Source organism: Paenibacillus enshidis (assembly GCF_042136365.1).
Classification (GTDB): domain Bacteria; phylum Bacillota; class Bacilli; order Paenibacillales; family Paenibacillaceae; genus Paenibacillus; species Paenibacillus enshidis.
In genome coordinates, this window is record NZ_JBHHMI010000004.1 from 298,828 (window position 1) to 320,730 (window position 21,903).

The 21,903-nt window shown below is 49.7% G+C and carries 23 protein-coding genes and 1 pseudogene; 23 read left to right on the plus strand and 1 reads right to left on the minus strand.

Going from position 1 to position 21,903, the window contains the following annotated elements; genetic code table 11:
- Positions 1–26 precede the first annotated feature (26 nt).
- The 19 genes from ACE41H_RS07535 (at position 27) to ACE41H_RS07625 (ending at position 17,962) form a co-directional block, all read left to right on the plus strand.
- Positions 27–284: a DUF3243 domain-containing protein gene (locus ACE41H_RS07535; protein ID WP_375354460.1), complete on the plus strand. Its 258-nt coding sequence runs from the start codon at positions 27–29 to the stop codon at positions 282–284.
- Positions 285–476: 192 nt separating this feature from the next.
- Positions 477–1,250, plus strand: a complete 774-nt coding sequence (locus ACE41H_RS07540) for a DUF3388 domain-containing protein (protein ID WP_375354461.1) — start codon at positions 477–479, stop codon at positions 1,248–1,250.
- Between the two features lie 30 nt (positions 1,251–1,280).
- Positions 1,281–2,333 (plus strand): RodZ domain-containing protein, encoded by a 1,053-nt coding sequence (locus tag ACE41H_RS07545; RefSeq protein WP_375354463.1) that lies wholly within the window; start codon positions 1,281–1,283, stop codon positions 2,331–2,333.
- 157 nt (positions 2,334–2,490) lie between these two features.
- On the plus strand, positions 2,491–2,982 hold the full coding sequence (locus ACE41H_RS07550) for a YajQ family cyclic di-GMP-binding protein (RefSeq protein WP_375354465.1): 492 nt from the start codon (positions 2,491–2,493) through the stop codon (positions 2,980–2,982).
- A 194-nt stretch (positions 2,983–3,176) separates the two neighbouring features.
- Positions 3,177–3,764, plus strand: coding sequence for a CDP-diacylglycerol--glycerol-3-phosphate 3-phosphatidyltransferase (pgsA, locus tag ACE41H_RS07555; protein ID WP_375354466.1), 588 nt, complete (start codon positions 3,177–3,179; stop codon positions 3,762–3,764).
- Positions 3,765–3,868: 104 nt separating this feature from the next.
- On the plus strand, positions 3,869–5,134 hold the full coding sequence (locus tag ACE41H_RS07560; RefSeq protein ID WP_375354468.1) for a competence/damage-inducible protein A: 1,266 nt from the start codon (positions 3,869–3,871) through the stop codon (positions 5,132–5,134).
- Positions 5,135–5,369: 235 nt separating this feature from the next.
- Positions 5,370–6,431 carry a recombinase RecA gene (gene recA, locus ACE41H_RS07565; protein ID WP_375354470.1) on the plus strand — a complete coding sequence of 354 codons (1,062 nt, stop codon included), beginning with the start codon at positions 5,370–5,372 and terminating at the stop codon, positions 6,429–6,431.
- Between the two features lie 98 nt (positions 6,432–6,529).
- Positions 6,530–7,267: a regulatory protein RecX gene (locus ACE41H_RS07570; protein ID WP_375354471.1), complete on the plus strand. Its 738-nt coding sequence runs from the start codon at positions 6,530–6,532 to the stop codon at positions 7,265–7,267.
- Between the two features lie 289 nt (positions 7,268–7,556).
- Positions 7,557–9,098, plus strand: coding sequence for a ribonuclease Y (gene rny, locus ACE41H_RS07575; protein WP_375354472.1), 1,542 nt, complete (start codon positions 7,557–7,559; stop codon positions 9,096–9,098).
- Positions 9,099–9,160: 62 nt separating this feature from the next.
- Complete coding sequence (locus tag ACE41H_RS07580; protein WP_375354474.1) at positions 9,161–9,982, plus strand: TIGR00282 family metallophosphoesterase; 822 nt, start codon at positions 9,161–9,163, stop codon at positions 9,980–9,982.
- Positions 9,983–10,102: 120 nt separating this feature from the next.
- Positions 10,103–10,363, plus strand: a complete 261-nt coding sequence (locus tag ACE41H_RS07585) for a stage V sporulation protein S (protein ID WP_019005392.1) — start codon at positions 10,103–10,105, stop codon at positions 10,361–10,363.
- 216 nt (positions 10,364–10,579) lie between these two features.
- Complete coding sequence (locus tag ACE41H_RS07590) at positions 10,580–11,551, plus strand: dipeptidase (protein WP_375354476.1); 972 nt, start codon at positions 10,580–10,582, stop codon at positions 11,549–11,551.
- 139 nt (positions 11,552–11,690) lie between these two features.
- Entirely contained in the window at positions 11,691–12,263 is a 573-nt protein-coding gene (gene pduL, locus ACE41H_RS07595; protein ID WP_375354477.1) for a phosphate propanoyltransferase, read from the plus strand.
- A 210-nt stretch (positions 12,264–12,473) separates the two neighbouring features.
- Entirely contained in the window at positions 12,474–14,027 is a 1,554-nt protein-coding gene (gene miaB, locus ACE41H_RS07600; RefSeq protein WP_375354478.1) for a tRNA (N6-isopentenyl adenosine(37)-C2)-methylthiotransferase MiaB, read from the plus strand.
- Positions 14,028–14,053: 26 nt separating this feature from the next.
- Positions 14,054–14,506: a YlbF/YmcA family competence regulator gene (locus ACE41H_RS07605; RefSeq protein WP_375354479.1), complete on the plus strand. Its 453-nt coding sequence runs from the start codon at positions 14,054–14,056 to the stop codon at positions 14,504–14,506.
- Between the two features lie 76 nt (positions 14,507–14,582).
- Positions 14,583–15,002: a PaaI family thioesterase gene (locus ACE41H_RS07610; protein ID WP_375354480.1), complete on the plus strand. Its 420-nt coding sequence runs from the start codon at positions 14,583–14,585 to the stop codon at positions 15,000–15,002.
- Between the two features lie 58 nt (positions 15,003–15,060).
- Positions 15,061–15,852, plus strand: coding sequence for an NUDIX domain-containing protein (locus ACE41H_RS07615; protein WP_375354482.1), 792 nt, complete (start codon positions 15,061–15,063; stop codon positions 15,850–15,852).
- 24 nt (positions 15,853–15,876) lie between these two features.
- The gene (locus ACE41H_RS07620) at positions 15,877–16,437 is read left to right on the plus strand and encodes a cysteine hydrolase family protein (RefSeq protein WP_375354483.1); all 561 of its coding nucleotides are present in this window, start codon (positions 15,877–15,879) and stop codon (positions 16,435–16,437) included.
- A gap of 64 nt (positions 16,438–16,501) precedes the next feature.
- On the plus strand, positions 16,502–17,962 hold the full coding sequence (locus tag ACE41H_RS07625) for a nicotinate phosphoribosyltransferase (protein ID WP_375354484.1): 1,461 nt from the start codon (positions 16,502–16,504) through the stop codon (positions 17,960–17,962).
- 372 nt (positions 17,963–18,334) lie between these two features.
- Here the strand turns inward: ACE41H_RS07625 and ACE41H_RS07630 are convergent, their stop codons facing one another.
- Positions 18,335–18,850, minus strand: a complete 516-nt coding sequence (locus ACE41H_RS07630; protein WP_375354486.1) for a MogA/MoaB family molybdenum cofactor biosynthesis protein — start codon at positions 18,848–18,850, stop codon at positions 18,335–18,337.
- Between the two features lie 194 nt (positions 18,851–19,044).
- Here ACE41H_RS07630 and ACE41H_RS07635 point away from each other — a divergent pair, with 194 nt between their 5' ends.
- The 4 genes and pseudogenes from ACE41H_RS07635 (at position 19,045) to ACE41H_RS07650 (ending at position 21,610) form a co-directional block, all read left to right on the plus strand.
- The gene (locus ACE41H_RS07635) at positions 19,045–20,103 is read left to right on the plus strand and encodes a CobW family GTP-binding protein (RefSeq protein WP_375354487.1); all 1,059 of its coding nucleotides are present in this window, start codon (positions 19,045–19,047) and stop codon (positions 20,101–20,103) included.
- 39 nt (positions 20,104–20,142) lie between these two features.
- Positions 20,143–20,211, plus strand: a pseudogene (locus ACE41H_RS07640) (four-helix bundle copper-binding protein); the annotation flags it as partial.
- 630 nt (positions 20,212–20,841) lie between these two features.
- Positions 20,842–21,198: a nucleotidyltransferase domain-containing protein gene (locus tag ACE41H_RS07645; RefSeq protein WP_375354488.1), complete on the plus strand. Its 357-nt coding sequence runs from the start codon at positions 20,842–20,844 to the stop codon at positions 21,196–21,198.
- Entirely contained in the window at positions 21,188–21,610 is a 423-nt protein-coding gene (locus ACE41H_RS07650) for a HEPN domain-containing protein (protein WP_375354489.1), read from the plus strand. Before ACE41H_RS07645 ends, ACE41H_RS07650 begins: the two co-directional genes overlap by 11 nt.
- Positions 21,611–21,903: the final 293 nt, after the last annotated feature.

Below are 21,903 nucleotides of genomic sequence, written 5' to 3' on the forward strand. Positions count from 1 at the left end.
CAATCCTTACTGAGGAGGATGTAATCATGGCGTCGACAGTACTCAAAGATTTTGATACCTGGAAGAAATTCCTTGGCGATCGTGTAGCCAAAGCGGAAAAAATGGGTTTTAGCGAGGAAACCATTGCGAATCTGGCTTACGAAATCGGGGAATTCCTGGATGAAAAGGTCGATCCGGCAAACCACTCCAATCGCGCTCTGAAAGAGCTGTGGGATGTAGCCGATAAGGATGAGCGTCACGTCATTGCCAAATGTATGGTGAAGCTCGCCAAAACCAGTGTTTAACCTGTAAATGAACGGAAAAGCCCCCAAGAGGGGGCTTTTCTGCAATAGTTACAGACCTGTTCTTGTAATTCATAACTATTTTATATATCATAAACGTGGTTGCAAAAATGGATGTCAATTAAATGCGCTTGTAAGGAAGTTTCATAGAACTATGTCGAATGTGCTTGAATAATGGCTTGAAGAGGTGGCAAAGTGACGGCTGAAACCAAACAATGGTACATGGAATACAAAATACATAACAACCGTCCCGGGCTGCTCGGGGATATTGCTTCCATGCTGGGGATGCTGGGAGTTAATATTCTGACGATTAACGGGGTAGAGGGACAGCGGAGAGGCATGCTGCTTGAAACGGATGATGATGATAAAATCCGCATTCTCGGCGAGATGCTGCAAAAAGCCAGCAACATCACCATCACCGCGTTCCGTCCACCCAAGCTGGTTGATATTCTCGCTGTCCGTCATGGTCGTTATATTGACCGTGATTCAGATGACCGCAAGACATTCCGTTTTACGCGGGATGAACTTGGGTTGCTTGTTGATTTTTTGGGTGAAGTATTTAAGAGGGATGGAAATCAGGTCATCGGTCTGAGGGGAATGCCCCGGGTCGGAAAGACGGAGTCTATTATAGCCAGCAGTGTGTGCGCTGCGAAAAGATGGACGTTTGTCTCCTCCACACTGCTGCGCCAAACGGTTCGCAGCCAGCTTTCTGAAGAGGAAATGAATGCAAATAATGTTTTTATCATTGACGGTATTGTGAGTACAATCCGCTCCAACGAGAAACACTATAATTTACTGCAGGACATTATGAATATGCCAAGCACGAAGGTGATTGAGCATCCGGATATTTTTGTCCGCGAATCGGGTTACAGTTTTGATGATTTCAATATTATCATTGAGCTGCGCAACAATCCGAACGAGGAAATTATATATGATACATTTACTACCAGTTACACGGACGACATTTAAAACAGTGGATAGAAATGAGGAGATGATGGCATGTCTGAACTGGGTCAGCAGTTAAGAGAGGCCCGGCTGCAAAAAGGGTTGAGCCTGGACGATGTCCAAGATATGACGAAAATTCGCAAACGGTACCTGGAAGCGATTGAAGCAGGCGACTACAAAGTGCTGCCAGGAACCTTTTACGTTAGAGCGTTTATCAAAACCTACGCCGAGACGGTAGGATTAAATGCGGACGAACTTCTTGAAGGCCATAAAAAGGATGTTCCTGCACAGGAGCAGGAAGCGACGATGGAACCGGTTATTCAGAAACGGGCAGCCCGCGCGTCGGGAGAACGGAATGTGAAATGGATGTCGAGCGCGTTAATGTGGCTGTTCCCGATTCTGATACTTGGTTTGATTTATTTTTATATCGCAAGCAGAAACAACAATGATAGCATTCCTCCAAACGATGTAGCCCAAAATAATAACCAAAGCCAGACAACACCACCCGCCACCGGCGGCGGCAAGGGGACCGGGGAGACCGGGAATCAGGGAGAGGCCCCTCCGGCGGATGAAGCAGGCAACGATACTTCCGCTCCACCGCAGGGGGAGACCGGCACGACGAATGGCGAGACCGGCGGGGGCGGCCGTACTGACGGGCAGGGAGAGACTCCACCGGATAATACCGGGACGGAACAACCGGGAACGGATGAAGGGACAGGAACTACTGAAGGGGTTACGGTAACCGAAGACGGCAAGGCCGGAAAAACGACCATTTTCAGTGTGTCCAGCGCAAGCGGCGGTCCTGTCAAAGTGGAGATTCAAGCAACCGGAACGAGCTGGCTTGAGGTATACAGAGGAGAAAATTCAAGCGGTGAGAAGCTGCAGTACGGGATGACCGAAGCGGGACAAAATTATTCTTTCGACTTTGATGAGCGGGGATTGTATATTAAATCGGGCGCTGCTTCCGCAACCTCGATTACGGTTGGCGGGCAACCCGTTTCCGATGGCAAAGCGACGACACGAATCCGGCTCGTTCCAGGCTCGACCGGCACAGCAGGTACGAATTCAACGGCTAACGATTCGGAAACGGACTCGGCCGTGGAATAACGCCGACTGCGAGCTGTCTCTTAACTGTCTTGTTTTATGAGGTGTTTTTTTCGGGTATACCGTGAAAAGCACCTTTTTCCATGTGGAATATTAGACATCCGGATCGCTTTTCCATATAATTATAGTTTGAACTTTCTTCCGAAAGGAATGTGACGATATGGCTTCAGAAAATTCATTCGACATTGTTTCCAAGATGGACATGCAGGAGCTTGTGAATGCCGTGGACCAGGCGGAACGTGAAATTGAGACACGCTTTGATTTCAAGGACAGCAAGAGCAGTCTCAAGCTGGATAAGGATGCTCTGACAATTACGTCGGACGACGAATACAAGCTGAATGCGGTCATCGACATTTTGAAATCCAAAATGATCAAACGCGGGCTTGCTGTCAAAAATATCGATTACGGCAAGCTGGAGCCTGCTTCGATGGGCACGGTCCGGCAAAAGCTGAGCTTCAAGCAGGGGATTGATCAGGAAAATGCGAAAAAGATCAACATTCTGATCCGCGATTCGAAGTTGAAGGTGAAGAGTCAGATTCAAGGGGATCAAATCCGTGTAACAGGCAAAAGCAAAAACGATCTTCAGGAGATCATTCAGATGCTGCATAAAGCGGATCTTTCCATCGACCTGCAATTCACAAACTTCAAATAAGGCTTTCCTCTGGTGTACCGTGCGGTTGCGCCAGAGTTTTTTTGCTTTTGGCATCCGGCGGATACAGGCATAGCCCTGTTTTGACACGTCTTTCAGCCGTATATTATACTTGAAGTCGATACACGGATAAGCCATCGGCGATGACGCTGTTCGAATTACATAAGCATTTAAGAATTGTCAGGGGAGAGTGAACTGTGAATTTACCCAACAAAATTACACTGGCACGGATTTGTCTTATTCCGCTTATGATGATCTGCCTGCTAGTGGAGTTTAGCTTCTATCCTGAGCCGCTGCAATGGGGGACCTTCAGTCTGCCTTTCAACCAGCTGCTTGCCGCGCTTATTTTTATCGTGGCCGCAAGCACGGACGGTATCGACGGATACCTGGCCCGCAAGCACAACCTGGTGACCAATTTGGGCAAGCTGCTTGATCCGCTGGCGGACAAGCTGCTTGTCACTGCAGTGCTCATCTCGCTTGTGGAGATGGGGAAGCTGGATTCCTGGGTGGCTGTAGTTATCGTAAGCCGGGAGTTTGCCGTTACCGGACTGCGGCAGATTGCGCTGCTTGACGGCTCCGTGGTGGCTGCGAGCAATTGGGGCAAGCTGAAAACGGTCATACAGATCGTGGCGATTGTTGCTTTGCTGATCAACAATTTCCCTTTTGTTTTTATGGGGATTCCGTTTGATCAAATTGCGATTTGGGCGGCCGCTGTCATTACCATTTATTCGGGGTATGATTATTTTGTAAAGAATAAGCATTTGCTCCGTTCCTCCAAAGCTTGAGCACAGGCTTTCCTGTGCTTGAGGACGAATGCAATAGGGTTGCCTATTGCTTTTTCTTTTGGAGCAGCGGAGATGCGATATTAATTGATATGGGGGACACCGAAATGAAAGCAGAAATCATCGCAGTAGGCACCGAATTGTTGCTGGGGCAAATTGTGAACACAAACGCCCAGTATCTATCCCAGGAGCTGGCGGCGATCGGGGTTGATGTCTACTTTCAAACCGTGGTAGGCGACAATATGACACGCCTTGAGAGCGCGGTGAAAGCGGCGCAGAGCCGGGCGGATATTATTCTGTTTTCCGGCGGGCTGGGGCCGACCCAGGATGATCTGACCAAGGATGCGATTGCCTCCGTGCTGGGACGCGAGCTGCATATCGACAGATTATCGATGGATAAAATCGAGGGCTTCTTCCGGGATCGTGGTGTTGAAATGACGGAGAACAACCGTCGCCAGGCCTTGACGATTGCTGGAGCCACACCGCTGAAAAATGAAACCGGGCTAGCTGTGGGCAACGCGCTTGTACAAGAGGGGAAATACTATGTTATTCTGCCCGGTCCTCCCAAGGAATTAAAGCCGATGTTTGAACAGGAGGCAAAGCCGTGGATTCTGCAGCACGCATTAGGTGGAAGCGCAATGGCGATTTACTCCAAAATGCTGAAGTTTGCCGGTATCGGCGAATCTGCGCTTGAAACGAGGCTGATTGATCTGATCGAAGGGCAGAGCGATCCGACAATCGCCCCTTACGCCAAGGAAGGGGAAGTGACGATCAGGGTGTCTACGAAGGCGGCAAGCGAAGCGGAAGCGCTTGTCAAACTGAATGCGGCGGAGGTACAGATCCAGCAGCGTCTGCCTGAGCACCTGTATGCCAGTGAAGATGTGCCCCTGGAAAAAATCATTGTGGAATGGATGAGCCAACTGGGACTGACAGTCGGGGCGGCGGAAAGCTGCACGGGTGGTCTCGTTATGGAAATGCTAACGTCCATTCCAGGCAGCGCTACGATTTTCAAAGGCGGAATCGTTTGTTACTCCAACGAGATCAAGAAGAAGCTGCTGAATGTGCCCCATGATTACCTTGAGGGAGAGAATTGTCCGGGAGCGGTGAGCCCGGAGGTGGCGCAGGTGCTCGCAGAGCAGGTCAGAATGGTCATGGACAGCGATTTCGGGCTGTCGGTTACAGGCGTGGCGGGTCCGGGTTATTCCGAGCTTAAGCCTGCAGGGCTTGTCTATATTGCGATCGCGGAGCGGGGCAAGGAGACGGAGATTCATGAGCTGCGCCTGAACGGCAACCGGGAGACCATTCGCATCCGCTCGGCCAAGGCTATTTTATACAGACTGTGGCGCCGGCTTGTAGAAAATGAAAAAGAATGATATAATCCAGTTACACGGAAGGACCGTGGCAACGAATTTGCCAACGGTTCTTTTTTTGTTTGAGGAAGTGAATACTTCTTTACTATCATTAAAGAATGCTCCCTTGTGCTGGTCCAAAGTTGTCGGATGTTATCGGACAGCGCAAAAAAAAACGAATGTATGTTCGAAAAAATGCTTGGCAAACGTGTCCAAACAAGGTATTATAACAGTATAAACAATGAAGGATGTGAGCTAATTGTCAGATCGTCGTGCTGCGCTGGATATGGCGCTCCGTCAAATAGAAAAGCAATTTGGTAAAGGTTCGATCATGAAGCTGGGTGAATCGACTCACATGCAGGTGGAGACAATTCCCAGTGGATCGATTGCTCTGGATATTGCGCTAGGAACCGGCGGCTTTCCAAGAGGCCGCATTATTGAAATATACGGACCGGAATCTTCAGGTAAAACGACGGTAGCGTTGCATGCGATTGCCGAAGTACAGAAGACTGGCGGACAGGCTGCCTTCATTGATGCGGAGCATGCTCTGGATCCTTCCTATGCAAAAAAACTGGGTGTCAACATTGACGAACTGCTGCTTTCCCAGCCGGACACGGGTGAGCAGGCGTTGGAGATTGCCGAAGCGCTTGTGCGCAGTGGCGCAGTAGATATCATTGTTATTGACTCGGTAGCGGCTCTCGTACCGAAGGCTGAAATCGAAGGTGAAATGGGAGATTCGCATGTGGGTCTGCAGGCACGCCTGATGTCCCAGGCTCTGCGCAAGCTCTCCGGTGCCATCAACAAATCGAAGACCATTGCCATCTTCATCAACCAGTTGCGCGAGAAAGTCGGCGTTATGTTTGGCAATCCGGAGACGACGCCGGGCGGCCGTGCTCTGAAGTTCTACTCCACAGTCCGGCTGGATGTACGCCGTATTGAAAGTTTGAAAATGGGCAACGACGTCGTGGGTAACCGCACCCGGATTAAAGTTGTTAAAAATAAAGTGGCCCCTCCTTTCAAACAAGCCGAAGTGGATATCATGTACGGAGAAGGCATTTCCAGGGAAGGCAGCTTGCTCGATATGGGTACCGAGCTTGACATTGTTGATAAGAGCGGCGCCTGGTATTCTTATGAAGGGGAGCGTCTCGGTCAAGGCCGTGAGAATGCCAAGCAGTTCCTGAAAGAAAATCAGAACCTGACGAATGCCATTGAACAGAAAATCCGCGTTGCAAGCAATCTCGTTACGACGGTTGCGGCTCCGAGCGCTGAGGATCTTGCGAAGGAAGCCAAAGAAGAGCAAGAACTGCTTGAGCTTGAATAATCGTTATATTGGATTACAATGGCGCCCTGCTTGTGATGAGCAGGGCGTTTTCATTTATATATCTTAAAAAAGGAAAGCTAAGAGAGGGCCTTTCAGGAATGAAGTATGAGCCGGTGGAAGAGAAGCATACAATTCAGCAGGGCATAGAACATTTCCCGGGTGATGAGGAGCTTGAAATTACCAGGGTAGAGCAGGGAAAGCGCGGCATGCGGGGCAGATACATGATACACTTCGGACCGTATTCGCTATCTGTTCTTGAGGATGTCATGATCAAATACCACATGACCAAAGGTTCGTTTTTCAATAAAAGTGAGCTGTCGGACATTGTCATGGCAGATGAGAGGCAGCAGGCATATGTCATGTCATTGCAATATTTGGCGCGCAAACCGCGAACACGTCAGGAGCTGTCAAGGCGCTTGCTGGAGAGAGAACTGGAACCGGCAGTCGTAGAGGAAACATTGGCCCGTCTAGAAAAAGAGAGGCTGGTGGATGACGAACTGTATGCCAGGCAGTGGGCACGGCAGAGAGTATCCGGTCGGGGAAAAGGGAAGTTATGGATCAGGCAGGAGCTTCAGCAAAAAGGTGTGGACAGATCGATCATTGCCCATGCACTCGGCGATATCAGCGAGGCGGAGGAATGGGAGAGCGCATTGCAGGCAGGTCAGAAAAAATGGGATCAGACTCGTGGTGAAGCAAGCGAAAAAAAGCGAAAAACCTATTCATTTTTAATGAGGCGTGGTTATTCCGGCGAGCTTACGAGAAGAGTTCTTCAGTCATTGCGCAGCAATGACCAGACAGATCTGAAAGCAGAGGAGGATGAACTGCTTTGGGATTAGCCTGTAAGCCTTCCCGGAGCTGGCGGCAGAGAGACGTATGTATGTTTGCCTTCTCTTGACAATGCTGATTGTCGAGTAATAAAATGGACATGAATCCGTGTTCACACGATCCTCTTTTTCCTTCCCCAAAAGGGGACGTCTGGAACTGATTCTCATCGCCCATAACAAGTGAAGCCGCCCTTCGGGCGGTATTGTACATGTGGAAGCATGTTCACATTGATGAAGCGTAATGAACAACTGAACAAGTCCCAAGGAATGCCTTGGAGGAACCAACGAGGAGGTGAACAGTATGAGTCCTGGAATCTCGATCATTCTCGTTGTAGCCGCATTATTCTTTGGGTTCGGGATTGGTTATTTTATTCGCAGATCTATTGCAGAAGCTAAAATTTCCAGTGCGGAGCAAGCTGCCGTACAAATTGTGGAGAACGCAAAGAAAGAGGCAGAAGCACTGAAGAAAGAAACGGTACTGGAGGCGAAGGACGAAGTCCATCGCATCCGTAACGAAGCTGAAAAAGAAACTCGTGAACGTCGGAATGAAATTCAACGGCAGGAACGAAGACTGCTGCAAAAGGAAGAGTCGCTGGATAAAAAAATAGAATCGCTGGAACGAAAAGAAGAACAAGTGGCTAACAAAGAGAAAAGAATTGATGAAACCCAGCAGCAAATTGAGCTGATTTACAAAAGTCAGGTGACAGAACTGGAACGGATATCCAACCTTACGATGGAGGATGCGAGGAGCATCATATTGTCTAACGTAGAGCAGGAAGTTCGTCATGAGACGGCTCAAATGATCAAGGAAATTGAGCAGCAGGCCAAAGAGGAAGCGGATAAGAAATCCCGCGAAATCATTACATTGGCTATTCAACGCTGTGCCGCAGATCATGTGGCCGAGACGACGGTATCTGTTGTAACTTTGCCGAATGAAGAAATGAAAGGGCGCATCATCGGACGTGAAGGACGTAACATCCGTGCGCTAGAGACCCTTACGGGCATTGATCTCATTATCGATGATACGCCTGAGGCTGTAATCTTGTCCGGATTTGATCCCATCCGCCGTGAAATTGCACGGACCGCTCTGGAGAAACTCGTCGCAGACGGGCGGATTCATCCGGCCCGTATCGAAGAAATGGTGGAGAAATCCCGTCGGGAAGTTGATGAACGAATCAGAGAATATGGTGAACAGGCTACATTTGAAGTGGGAGTGCACAGCCTGCACCCGGATTTGATCAAAATTCTCGGACGTCTCAAGTTCCGTACAAGCTATGGCCAGAATGTGCTTAAGCACTCCATGGAAGTGGCGTACTTGGCAGGCTTGATGGCCGGAGAATTAGGTGAGGATGTCGTGCTGGCGAGACGTGCAGGCCTTCTGCATGATATCGGCAAAGCGCTTGATCACGAAGTGGAAGGGTCTCATGTCGAAATTGGCGTGGAACTGGCGAAGAAGTACAAGGAGCATCCAGTTGTCATCAACAGCATCGCCTCCCATCACGGTGATGCGGAAGCCACTTCCGTCATTGCCATGCTGGTAGGAGCGGCAGACGCCTTGTCTGCTGCAAGACCGGGAGCCAGAAGAGAAACACTGGAAACGTATATCCGACGTCTGGAGAAGCTGGAGGCGATCTCCGAATCTTTTGAAGGTGTTGAGAAATCCTATGCCATTCAGGCCGGACGTGAAGTCCGTGTCATGGTGCAACCGGAAAAAGTGGATGATGCCGAAGCCTTCCGTCTGGCGCGTGATATTACCAAAACGATCGAAAATGAGCTTGACTATCCTGGGCATATTAAAGTAACCGTCATTCGGGAAACCCGTGCGGTTGAGTATGCCAAATAGATACACTTATGAAAGTGGCCCCGTGTGGGCCACTTTTCATTCTGTTAAAATAGAAGTATCGGATGCAATTCAGGTTAGGAGGAATTAAAATCAACGTATTATTTATCGGAGATATTGTAGGAAACGTGGGCAGAAAAGCTTTGAGGGAGAACCTTCCCTTCCTGAAGGAGAAGTTCAAGCCCCACTTTATTATTGTGAATGGAGAAAATGCGGCTGCCGGACGGGGAATCACCGGGGCCATTGCCAGGGAGTTTTTCGACTGGGGCGTTCATGGCATTACGATGGGAAATCACACCTGGGACAACAAAGAGATTTTCGAGTTCATTGATGATGAACCGAGAATGATCCGGCCGGCGAACTTTCCGCCAGGGACTCCTGGCCAGGGATATACGGTTGTACGATCAGGCGGGAAAGAGTTAGCCATTGTCAACCTGCAGGGGCGGACCTTTTTGCCGGCCATCGATTGCCCGTTCCGTGTCGCAGATGAGATTGTAGACGAATTGCGGCGGAAGCACAAGCATATTCTTGTTGATTTCCACGCGGAAGCGACCTCGGAAAAAATTGCCATGGGCTGGCATCTCGATGGACGGGCCTCAATCGTGGTAGGCACGCATACGCATGTGCAGAGCAATGATGATACGATTTTGCCGCAGGGAACCGCCTACCAGACGGATGTCGGGATGGTCGGGCCATGGGAAGGCATCCTTGGCATGGAGAGAGAGGCTGTTTTGCGCAAGTTCAAAACCCAACTCCCTGTTCGCTTTCAGGTCGACAATGGCAAATGGCACTTCCATGCGGTGTGTGTGGAACTGAATGATGAAGACGGCAAAGCCCGTAAAATTGAAAAGATACGGTTAAAGGAAGGGGAATGGCGTATGAACTGATCCGCACACGCTCTACTGTTAAAATATAATTCCAAAAAGCAGGAATTTTTTTGCAGCCCCTCGAATATCATCTACTAGTGGAATCAAACCATCACCATATTCCCAGGGGAGGTACTTACTATGGAAGTATTAAAGGTATCAGCAAAGTCCAATCCCAATTCCGTTGCCGGCGCATTGGCGGGTGTCCTGCGTGAGCGCGGAAATGCTGAGTTGCAGGCGATTGGAGCGGGTGCACTCAACCAAGCAATTAAAGCAGTAGCCATTGCCCGGGGATTTGTAGCGCCTAGCGGGGTGGATTTGATTTGTATTCCGGCATTTACAGATATTGTGATCGATGGAGAAGACCGTACCGCAATCAAGCTTATTGTGGAACCGAGATAATCGAGAGATTGCTTATAAGGCCTGTTTACGATCTTTGATCTGTAAACAGGCTTTTTTATGGTTATAGAATTTATAAGTTTTCAGCGGAGCTGAACAATTCTGTAACCTCAAGAAAAACTTCCGCTAAACGCGGTCTGGCTTCTGTGAATGTACGTCGATAGACGTTTTTTTTATTTGTTTATTAATTGCTGCTCAGGGAAAGGAGTTTTTTTGAAAATGCCAACCACTCATCAACCGTGGCCTGTTGCTGATTTTCATTGTGATGTATTGTGTAAAATGATGCTGAACTCCGGGCTCGATTTCAATCATCCGGAGCTGGATGTGACAGGCAAAAGGCTGGAGGCGGGGGGAGTAAAGCTGCAGACGTTTGCGATCTACATACCTGCCGAGGCGGGAAACCCGGGTATGGACCATGTCGCCAGACAGATCCAGATCTTCCAGGAAAGAATAGCCGCTCCGAAGGGGGGGCTGAAAACGCTGCTTTGGCGTGAGGAGGCGGAACGAGTTGCCCGCTCTGACAGCCGGGAAATATGGGGAATGCTCTCTTTGGAAGGGGTAGACGGACTCGAAGGCAATCCGTTCTATGCCGATTTGTGCTTTGCGCTGGGAGTCCGGCTCATCGGATTAACCTGGAACTTTGCCAATTGGGCTGCAGACGGGGTACTGGAGCGGCGAAATGCGGCGCTGACCAACAAGGGAAGAGAACTGGTGCAGCGCTGCAATGAGCTGGGTATGCTGCTGGATGTGTCGCATTTGAGCGAGCGGGGTTTTTGGGAGGTCATGGAGCAGAGTGCACGGCCGCCGGTTGCATCCCACTCCAACGCCGCCGCCGTTTTTCCGCATCCAAGAAATTTAAACGATGAGCAAATCAAAGCGCTGATTATACGGAACGGACGGATTGGATTGACCTTTGTGCCGATGTTTTTGCAGGAGAAAGGCAGTCCGCCTATGGACCGTTTACTTAACCATCTGGAGCATATCTGTGCTTTGGGAGGGGCGGAGCATATCATGTTCGGTTCGGACTTTGACGGGATTCAGGAGCATGTCATTGGATTGGAGCATCCCGGCTGCTACCCGGCTTTGACAGAGCTTCTGCTGAAGTACTATCCGGAAGAGCTCGTCAAAAGATGGTTGTTTGGGAGTGCAATATCCTACTTACAGGCAAATCTCCCGAAAAAACAGAATTAGCAAGCATTGAGTCCGGACGACAGAATGAAAAGCGACAGTTTAGGGAACATTGTGTAATCCGCTTTTCTTTCTTTTGCAAAAAGGAGTATAATGGCATAGGTTCGCATGGATTGTTATAGAGAAAAAGGAGTGACACACGATGAGTAAAATCGTACCTGTAGGCGTATCCGGACGCCACATTCACCTGACAGAGGAACACATTGAAGCTCTGTTCGGAGCCGGCTATCAATTGACTGAATTCAAGCCCCTGTCCCAGCCTGGACAGTTCGCTGCAAATGAAACCGTAACAGTTATCGGCCCTAAAGGCAAGTTTGAAACTGTTCGTATTCTGGGCCCTGCACGTCCTGAATCACAGCTTGAAATTTCCCGGACCGATTCTTTCGCCCTGGGTGTCAAAGCGCCTGTACGCGAATCCGGCAAAATCGACGGTACGCCTGGTATTACGGTCAAAGGACCGGCAGGCGAGATTGAACTGGACAAGGGTGTGATCGTAGCTGCCCGCCATATTCACTTTCATACATCGTATGCCGAGAATTGGGGCATTCAGGACAAGCAACTGCTGAAAGTCCGTGTAGGCGGCGAACGCGGCCTTGTATTTGAAAACGTGCTTGCCCGGGTATCTCCTTCTTTTGCACTGGATATGCACATTGATACGGATGAAGCGAACGCAGCCGGCGTGAAGAACGGCGACTCTGCGGAAATCGTTGAATAGATAGCTTGTTTTCGATGAGATTCAGCCTGCGGGCTGGATCTTTTTTAGTTGTTATTGAGGCTTGTGAGCTACGGCCGGATTGGCCGCAGCTGCTGTTCCTGCACGCCATGGCTAAGCCGATCAACTCATGTTATAATATAGCGTAATGCCTATTTGTATAATATCAGCGCGGCTAGCGTGGAATAGATCGGATTAGGAGTGATCCGCCGTATGGCTAAAGAAACAAAAGACTATGCGAAGTATTTTGATTTTTCAGACGCGAAAATCATCTCTGAGGATGAAAACGGCAAAAAAATACGCATCCGCGGCCGGGAAATCAATATCATATCAGAGCCGAACCACCGTCAGGAGAAGCAGCGCGGCAAGGAAAGCATCAACGTGCTTTATGAAAATGCCGTGCCTGAGGAGCTCAAGCACCTTGGGCAAGGGAAAAAATATATCGTCTATACCTATGGCTGCCAGATGAATGAGCATGATACGGAGACGATCAAGGGCCTGCTTGAGCAGATGGGCTACTCTTCGACAGAAGACCGGAAAGAGGCGGACCTGATTTTGCTGAACACCTGCGCCATCCGTGAAAATGCGGAGGATAAAGTGTTCGGTGAGCTGGGCCATCTGAAGCATCTCAAAATAGAGAAGCCCGATATGCTGCTTGGTGTCTGCGGCTGCATGTCACAGGAGGAGGGGGTTGTTAATCGTATTCTGCAGAAGCACGGCTTTGTGGATATGATTTTCGGCACTCATAACATCCACCGTCTGCCGCATTTGATCAAGGAGGCGCTGTTCAGCAAAGAGATGGTCGTCGAGGTATGGTCCAAGGAAGGCGACATTATCGAGAACCTGCCCAAGAAGCGTGAAGGCATGCGGGCATGGGTCAACATCATGTACGGCTGTGACAAGTTCTGTACCTATTGCATCGTGCCGTTTACCCGTGGCAAAGAGCGGAGCCGCCGTCCGGAGGACGTCATTGCCGAGGTGCGGGAGCTGGCCCGTCAAGGCTTTAAAGAAATTACGCTGCTGGGGCAGAATGTCAACGCGTACGGTAAAGATTTTACCGATATCCAATACGGTTTCGGGGATCTGATGGATGATATCAACAAGATCGATATTCCCCGCATCCGTTTTACCACTTCGCACCCGCGTGATTTTGACGACCGTCTGATTGAAGTGCTGGCGAAAAGAGGCAACCTGGCGGAGCATATTCATCTGCCGGTGCAGTCCGGGAACAGTGCGGTGCTGAAGAAAATGAGCCGTAAATACACCCGTGAGCAGTATCTTGAACTGGTGGCGAAAATCAAGAAAGCGATCCCGGATGTGGTGCTGACAACTGATATTATTGTTGGTTTCCCGGGTGAGACGGATGAGCAATTTGAAGATACATTGTCGCTTGTGCGGGAGGTTGGTTTTGATTCCGCCTATACGTTCATTTACTCTCCGCGCGAGGGAACGCCTGCAGCCGTGATGGAAGACAATGTGCCAATGGAGGTAAAAAAGCAGCGCCTGCAGCGTCTGAACGAATCCATTTCCGAGTACAGCCGCGGCGGCAACGAGAAGCTGCGCGGCCAGATCGTGGAAGTGCTCGTCGAAGGCGAAAGCAAGAACAATGACAAGGTGCTTGCAGGGCGTACGCGTACCAACAAGCTGGTCCATTTTACCGGCTCTCCGGATCTCATCGGTACTTTCGTTCATGTTAAAATCACGGATGTGATGACTTGGTATATCAAAGGCGAGCTGGTTGCCGAACCGGTAGCTGTGGAATCCTAAAGATCAACAGATTGGAGCGATAGACTGTGAAGGAAGATCGAGTGCAGGAAGATGTGCTGAATCCGGCGAAGAACGATCAGAAATATCCGGTCTTTCGTCAGGATATTTTGCACAAAACGCAAGAACTGGCCGAATTGCTTCAGAACAGTGAGGAAGTGCAGATTTTCCGGAAGGCGGAGGACAAGATCAAGAACCATCAGCGCATACAGCAGCTGATTGCCGCCATGAAGAAAAAGCAGAAGGAAATCGTTGCGTTCGAATCACTTAAAAATACAGCGATGGTGGCGAAAATTGAACAGGAAATTGAACAACTGCAGGGTGAGCTTGACGGCATTCCGGTCGTGAACGAATTTCAGCAGAGCCAGGTGGAAATCAACGAGCTGCTGCAAATGATCATGGGGGCCATCCGTGATACCGTATCGGAAAAAGTAAGTGTGGAGACAGGCAAGGATTCACCTTCCTCCAGCTGCAGCGAATAACATGATCTCAGGTGCGGAAGCATAGGCTTCCGTGCCTTTTTGCCATCCACATCTATATACTAAGGAGAGAAACAGCATGGAAGTACTGCGTAAGATGATTGAAGAAGGAGAAACTAAATTTTGGGGTTTTCTCGGCTGCAGCTTTATTGGTGCCGATAATGGCGAAATCCGGATCGGCCTCGAGGCGGGTGAACAGCATACGAATTCCATGGATATCATTCATGGCGGTGTGCTGACTTCCCTAATGGATCAGGCGATGGGAATGGCCGCTACTTCAATACGTGCGCAGGCTGCATGTGTAACGACGAATTTGAATGTGCATTTTCTGTCCGCCATGCATAAAGGAAAGCTGGAGGTAAGGGCCCGGGTGATACATGAAGCAGGGCGCACCATTACGACAGAAGCGGATGTCCGTGACGAAAAAGGCACGCTTGGCTGTATGGCTACAGCCACTTTCCGGGCACTGCACAGCAGTCCTTCCAAAGAACAGGCTTGACATTTCATATTATGACTTCATAATGAAAATATCAAAATGATATAATATGGTGATGACAATGAGTGTAAATAACGATCAGGAACTGGGGCAAAATGCCGGCTATGATGCAACAAAATACAGAACTCCGGACGGAGCCCCCGCAGATATCGTTATGTTTACTCTGACGAAGCGGGAACGGAAAACTGTAACCAAAACGTTGCCGCTCCGCGAGCTGAAGGTCATGCTGATCAAGCGCCGCCGCTGGCCGTTCGAGGGCCGCTGGGCGCTGCCGGGCGGATTTTGCCGGGAAAATGAGTCCATCGAAGGAGCGGCCAAACGTGAGCTGATGGAGGAAACGGGCGTCGACGGCGGACATTTGGAATATTTGGGCGTATACAGCAAGCCGGGTCGTGATCCGCGCGGCTGGATTATATCCCATGCGTTCTTTGCGCTGGTGGAGGAATGGATGCTGGAGGAGCGGCAAGCGGCGGACGACGCTTCCGAGGTTGGTCTGTTCACTATTCAGGAGGCGCTTGAGGAACTTGAGCTGGCTTTTGATCATAAAGAAATTATTCAGGATGCTTACCGCCAGATACAGCTGCAAATGCTGCAAACGACGATAGCAAAGCAGTTTTTGCCGCCTCATTTTACGCTCGGGGAGCTGTACCAGGTCATTCAGAGTGTGGTGCCGGATTTTGAGGAGCCTAACTTTATCCGCAAAATCACGTCCACCCGCAGCAGACAGGGCATTCTGGAAGAGGTGCGGGATGAGCAGGGCAATCCGCTCAGCTCCAACCAGTATTCACAGCGTCCTGCGCAGCTGTACAGATTCAGCGACAGAACGATTCCGCGATTATCCATATACACATGAAATCAATCATGGGGAGTGGGAGCTATGAAAGCATTGATTGTTATTGATTACACGAATGATTTTGTGGATGGAAGCCTGCCTGTCGGCCAGCCTGCGGCAGATTTGGATGAGCGGATCGCTGATATCACGCAGCGTTTTCTTGATCAGGGGGATTTCGTGGTGATGGCTGTTGACCTTCATGAGGAAGGGGACCCGTACCATCCTGAAACGAAGCTGTTTCCGCCCCATAATATCCGGGGCACGTCCGGCCGTCTACTGTACGGCAAGCTGCAGCAGGTATATGAGCGCAATCAGGAAGCGGTTTTCTGGATGGACAAAACCCGTTACAGCGCATTCTGTGGTACGCCACTGGAGCAAAAGCTGCGGGAGCGGGGCATAACCGAGGTTCATCTGATCGGGGTATGCACCGATATTTGTGTGCTTCATACGGCAGTGGATGCTTATAATAAAGGCTTTGACATTACAGTCTACAAAGATGCGGTGGCCAGCTTTAACGAGGCAGGCCATGAATGGGCTTTGGGACATTTCAGCGGCAGCCTTGGCGCGCGCGTCGTAGCGGCGGAAGAAGAGCTTCTAAAGCGCTGAGCCGGGATTTACTACACAGTACATGAACACAGCAGCCGGGGATCGTGAGAAAGGATGAATAACGATGCAGACCAGTCTTGCTTTACATACGGACAAATATCAGATTAACATGATGTACGCCCATTGGGCCAATGGCACACACCAGCGCCACGCAGTGTTTGAGGCTTATTTTCGCAAGCTTCCTTTCGGAAACGGCTACGCGGTATTCGCCGGTCTGGAACGGATTGTACACTATGTTTCCAGCCTGAAGTTTACCGAGGAGGATATCCGCTATCTGGCGAAGCAGGAGGAGCAGTACGATGAGCGTTTCCTGGAGGAGCTGCGCCGGTTCGAATTCCGCGGAACGATCCATTCCATGAAGGAAGGGGCTCTTGTATTTCCGAATGAGCCGCTGGTCAGAGTGGAAGGCACGATTATGGAAGCGCAGCTGGTCGAAACGGCGTTGCTTAATTTTATGAACTATCAGACGCTGATCGCCACCAAGGCGTCACGGATCAAACAGGTCGCCGACGGAGACACGCTGCTTGAGTTTGGCACCCGGCGTGCCCAGGAAGCAGATGCCGCCGTATGGGGCGCACGTGCTGCATATGTGGCAGGATTCCACGCCACCTCCAATATGCTGGCCGGAGAGCGGTTCGGGATACCGACAGCGGGTACGCATGCCCACTCCTGGGTGCAAAGCTTTATGTCCGAGCAGGAGGCGTTTGACGCCTATGCGAAGGTGCTGCCGGATCAGGTTACACTGTTGGTGGATACGTTTGACACACTGGAAAGCGGTTTGCCTCATGCCATTAAAACAGCCAAAATGCTGGAGGCGCAGGGGAAACGCATGAGAGCCATTCGCCTTGATAGCGGAGACCTGGCCTATCTGTCCATTCAGGCGCGGCATATGCTGGATGAAGCGGGACTGGATTATGTGCAGATTGTTGCTTCCAACGATTTGGACGAGAATACAATCTTCAATCTAAAGGCGGAGGGAGCACGTATCAACACCTGGGGAGTAGGAACCCAACTGATCACCGCTTCGGACCAGCCTTCCCTCGGGGGTGTTTACAAGCTGGTGGAGCGGGAACAGGACGGGGAAATGGTGCCAACGATCAAAATTTCCGCTAATCCGGAGAAGGTATCCACCCCTGGTAAAAAGGACGTCTACCGGATCGTAGATCAGAAGACCAAAAAAGCCGTGGCCGATTATATTTCATTCCCGGACGAAGATCGGCCACGCAACGGCAAGAAGCTGAAGCTGTTCAATCCTGTGCATCCTTATCTGAAAAAGTATGTCGCCAATTATGACGCCATCCCGATGCTGGAGCCAATCTTCGTGGATGGGAAGCAGGTCTACGATCTGCCGTCGCTTGATGATATCCGCAGCTACCACCGCGACCAGCTCGCTCTGTTCTGGCCGCAATATTTGCGCAAGATGAATCCGGAGATTTACCGCGTAAATATCAGCCAGAAGGCATGGGAGCTGAAGCAAAAGATGATTGACAGCTATATGGCTCCAGAACCAGAGCATGACGAATAATACGCGATTATGTTTAAAGGCATCTGACCGATAGGGGGCAGATGCCTTTTACGTTACCGGACAGGAGCGCCCTTATTTGCCCCAAAAGACGGGATTTTACTTTCTATCGGACAGAGGGAACCTTATTTGCCCGAAAATAGTCTAAAACGCACGTTGAAATGCTCAATAACGGATCTGGTGTCCGTTCGCAGCCCATAAAGGTTTGATTTCGCGGAAATAGCGGCACTCCTGTCCGTTTAAATGATGGCATAAGCCGTATTGTCAGACTCCGACTTTAGTTTGCGTCTTAATATTTTGTATAATATCGGGTGTATATTCAAGGTGTCGTATTCATGATAAACACCCCCGCCTCATACAGCAAGTGGATGAGAATCAGGGTTTATAGATTTCCCGCATGACATGACGGAGTTCAGGAATAATAATGCGCTCCATGGCAAGCTTGACGGCCTTGGGAGATCCCGGCATGGAGAAGACGGCGGTTCGTCCAACCGTGCCTGCAATCGCTCTGCTCAAAATAGCCGCCGAACCGATATCCTCCGTGAAGCTTAAATAACGAAAAATCTCGCCGAAACCCGGAAGCTCCTTATTCAGCAGCGAAGCAACAGCCTCGTAGGTGGTGTCCCGCGGCGAAATTCCTGTACCTCCTGTAAGCAAAATCGCCTCAATCTTTCGGGATGCTGCTGCTTCAAAGACAAGCTGGCGGATCCCTTCATAATCATCCTGGACAATGGCATACTTCGCCACACTGTACCCGTTATCTTGCAGCAGCTGCTTCAGGAGCTGCCCCCCTGTATCCGTCTCTTCTGTACGAGTATCCGACACAGTAATGACCATACACGCCACTTGCTGCGGTGATTCACGGCGATGTTCTTCAACGGTTGAATTCATAAAAATCCTCCTTAGCAAACTCAAATGCCCTAAACGCTAATTACAATCATAGGAGAAGTCTTCATCGTTATCAAATTGAAACAGAGATAGAAAGTCGCTTGTTCCTTGCCTCCGCTTATAGTACACTCGTTATGTAAACTCCAGTCATATTTATGAAAGTTCTGTATACAGATTTAGCTTTACAGGAGGTTGTTATGGAACAGGCAGTACCTGTTTACATATTATCAGGTTTTTTAGGCAGTGGTAAAACGACGTTGCTGCAAAAAATGCTGTCCGCTTTTCGCGCTGATGGCAAACGCCCCGCAGTTGTGATGAACGAGCTGGGGGATGTGAACCTGGACGGTCAACTGATTGACGCCCGGGTGCCGACAGCGGAGCTGCTCGGAGGCTGTATCTGCTGCTCCATCCGGGGAGACCTCAGTCTGCAGCTGGTGGAGCTGGTACAGCAGGAGGCTCCGGATGTCATCATCATTGAAGCAACCGGCGCGGCCAATCCGTTGGATATTTTGGAGGGAGTGTCCGAGACCTCGCTTTATGTCCGACTTGAGCTTAGGCAGCTGATTACGGTTGTGGATGCGGCTCATTTATATGATCTGTATCAGGAGCAGCGGGGCAAGACCTATCGGCTAATGCAGGAGCAAATCCGCTGTGCGTCGATTTTGCTTTTAAACAAAACAGACCGGATAAATGGTGAAGACCGCGATCTGCTCAACGGACTGCTGCGCCAATGGAACGCTTATGCTCCGGTGCTGCCGGCTGTTCAATGTGATGTTCCTATAGAGACTTTGGTAAACATGGATATCGCCGGGGTCCAGCGAGAAGGGCAGCAGGATGGCCATGCGGGGAGCATACCGCATTCCGGCAGCCATGCCAATGCTTGTAGCCATGACCATGGGGAGTTCTGTGGCTGCAGTGACAGCAGTGACGGCCACGAGCATGCAGCCCATGAGCCGCATGATGCACATTCGCATGTGATGGCGTATACCCATTATTTTGCAGGACCTGTCAACAGTGTGGAATTTGAAAAGCTGTTGCAGGAGCTGCCGCGTGATATTTACCGGGCTAAAGGAATTCTGACGTTTCATGATACGAGCGGAAGGTTCTTGTTTCAATATGCTTACCGGGAATCGGATTTTATGAAAATTGACCCACAGGGTGAAGTGCAGGATGTAGCCGTATTCATTGGTGAGCATTTTGAGAAGGAAGAGATCAAACGGAGATTGTCCGCCCTGGTCGATTCGTCCGTAAGCTGATCTGCGGCATGCCGCCTGATGCAGCAGGCATAAGCCGACCACTGCCAGCAGTGTGTGGAAGCGTGCCGCCGCTGCGTCGAGGCTTGTCGTTTTATGGCGGCTGCATAGTTGGGGACATGTGGCTGCAAGCAGAGAATGTTGCTATCGTCGAGGCCCTGGGCCGGGTTTGAAAGAGGCAAATATACGTTTGCGGCTGCTTATTTTCAGGATGGATTTATGCTACTATAGGGTGGTGGAAAGGCAACTTGTGCTGTAGGCAGCCGTGAGTGCGAACCCCAAGCGCACATGAAATCCCCGGGAGATTCGCACCACCAGATTTCATGCGGCTTTTCACGGTTTTAGCCTAAAATTGGCCTGTGTAAAATCATACGAAATTCGGGATTCGCACTTTTGGGCCCCGGAGCCCTTACGGGACAAGGGCTGAAAACGCCCGCTACTCCCCTGCGGGAGTATGGATTGAAACTGGGCATACGCTGACGGTAATGAGCGGCTGAGCTGTGTTACTCCCCTGCGGGAGTATGGATTGAAACAAGGACGTTCTGAACATAATGGAGCATGTCCGTAGTTACTCCCCTGCGGGAGTATGGATTGAAACACGGATTGGACTTCTGTAAAAACACTGAGCAGCTCGTTACTCTTCTTGTGGGGGTATGGATTGAAACGCATCCCAGAACATGGCTTCCATAACCCGTTTTATATTACTCCCTATATGGGACATGTTAAGGTGGTATGAGGTTTATGCGCAGCTCAGAAATATCTAACCTGAATTTCCTTGTAGAGAAAGAGAAGCTAGCTTTGGCAGAGGTATTACACAGAATCGAAGGTCCTTTTAAAGTAAGAGAGGCAATCCTTTTTGGGTCAAAAGCACGGGGGGACTTTGAACAGGAAAGTGACATAGACTTGCTTGTTTTGACAGAATTGGAGGATCATCCTGAAAATAGACACTATTTGTCGGATATGCTTTTTGATGTAAATCCATGCTACGAGCCGCCTATAAGCGTAACGTATTTTAACAAAGACGATTGGGACTCAGGGAAAGTATTACCTACTTTTAAAAGCAATGTTTTGAAGGATGGTGTTCAGGTTGTCTTTTAAAGGTGAGGCAGTCAAATCGTTCCTAAAAAGAGCTAAAGGGAAATATTCAGCTGCTGTGTATTCTTTCGAGAATGAAGATTATCCGGCAGCCATAGCTTCCCTTTATTATTCTGCTTTCCAATCTGTATCGGCTTTGATGATACATAGAGATGTCCCGGAAAATAAACACACTCAAGTTAGAGCGTGGGTAGGTAAGGAGCTTTTTAAGCAAGGTTTGATTAGCTCTGATTTAGCCAAGATGTACAATCGTCTGATGGATGATAGGCAGGATGCTGACTATAAACCTACGGTTAACATAACCAGAGAAATAGTGGAATCCTATTTTGAACCAGTAAAGGAGTTTAATTCAATAATAGTAAATATAATACGCCAGGAGGGGTTGGAGGAGCTCGACGGGTTTTATATCAATTGAGCTTGTAATATACCACCGGCTGTGGGTTTCATCGCAAAATTCCATTGGACGATGCAGTTTACGGCGTACTACATTGGGTATGTGAATATATTTCTCACGTGGCGTTTTCAAGCTAACAAATGGAAAATGAGCCATATGCAGCGCTTACAACTTAACCGCTGTGGGCCCCGCAAAGCACTGTCATGATGTGAAGTAAAAAGGGGTGCCATGCCGGTGCGAGGCCACTGAAAAAGTCCATTTGAAACGAAAGAGGTACAGCCCTCAAAAAAGTTGAGGAGGCTGTACCTCTTTTC